General features: G+C 65.1%; 1 protein-coding gene. It reads right to left on the bottom strand.

What is annotated here, in order from left to right; translation table 11 throughout:
- Positions 1-191 precede the first annotated feature (191 nt).
- Positions 192-1,299: MFS transporter (locus KBI5_RS24815; protein ID WP_116290021.1), on the bottom strand; the 1,108-nt coding region annotated here is incomplete at its 5' end.

Here is a 1,299-nt window from a genome sequence, read left to right as displayed (position 1 = left end):
GTCCACAAGCCGTTCGACCTGAACCGGGTAGTTGGCGTTGAGTGCCAACATGGCGAAAACCACTCGCTCCCGCGGCCAGGAGATCATCGTCGCACCCAGAGGACCGATTATCTCCAGCTTCCCAAGCACGCCAAACACGCTGCCCAAGCGACTTTTCCTTCCCGGAAACACCACCCCGTCGTCCGGCTACGTCAGCTGGCGTGCATGGGTTCTTTCCTCGCTGCGGTCAGGTCTTTACCGGAGCCGACGAGAAGCAGAATCACTACAAAGGCGATCCCGATCAGGGCCGCACTCCAGGTGAACGCGGTCGTATACCCAGTGACCTGACTTTCCGTGACGCCACGCGAGTCGCTGGAGTGATCTTTCAGGTAGCCCGTGGCCGCGGTCGCGTAGATGGTGTTAAGGAGGGCTGTCCCGAGGCTCCCGCCGACCTGCTGGGTAGTGTTGACCAACGCGCTCGCCACACCGGCATCCTGAGGGTCGACCCCGATGAGCGAGCTGCTGGACATCGGCACAAAGCCGAGACCCATCCCGATGCTGATGACGATCTCGGCGGGTAACACACGGCTCAGGTAGCCGGTATCCACATCGATCCGCGTGAGCATCAGAAGCCCGGCTGTCATCGCCGCCGCCCCTCCCGCCATCAGCGGCCTGGGCCCGACCCGCGGCAACAGGTAGCTGGACAATCCGGACGACGCCATGACGCCGAGACTCAGCGGAAGAAAGGCGAATCCCGTCCTCAGGGCGCTGTAGCCCAGCGTCTGTTGGAAGTAGAACGTGAGGAATAGGAACAGCGCCAGCAGGCTCGCGCCGATCAGTAACGACGCGAGATAGGCGCCGCCACGGTTACGCTCCAAGGGCACCCGCATCGGCAGCAGCGGCGCCGCGCTGCGGACCTCGGTCACTACGAAGGCCACGAGGAGAACCACCGCCACAGCGACGACCAGCACCGTTCCTGCCGTGTCCCAGCCGTCCTGGGCGGCCCGGGTGAATCCGTAGACAAGCCCTACCAGGCCGATGGTGACCGTGACGGCACCCATGATGTCATAACCCACCCCGCCGCCCGACCGGCTTTCCTGAACCACGGGGATGGCGGCCAGCGCCGCGACCAGCGCGATCGGCACGTTGAGCAGCAGGCACCACCGCCAAGACGCGTATTCGGTGAGGAGCCCGCCGACGATGAGACCAAGTGCCGCGCCGCCGCCCGAGATCGCACCGTAGACCCCAAAGGCCCGCGCGCGTTCCCTGCCCTCAGTGAAGGTCACGGTGATCAGCGAAAGGGCGGCTGGCGCGAGCACG

The organism is Frankia sp. KB5, from assembly GCF_002099325.1.
GTDB lineage: Bacteria > Actinomycetota > Actinomycetes > Frankiales > Frankiaceae > Frankia > Frankia casuarinae.
This window is presented reverse-complemented; position numbering and strand designations above follow the sequence as displayed.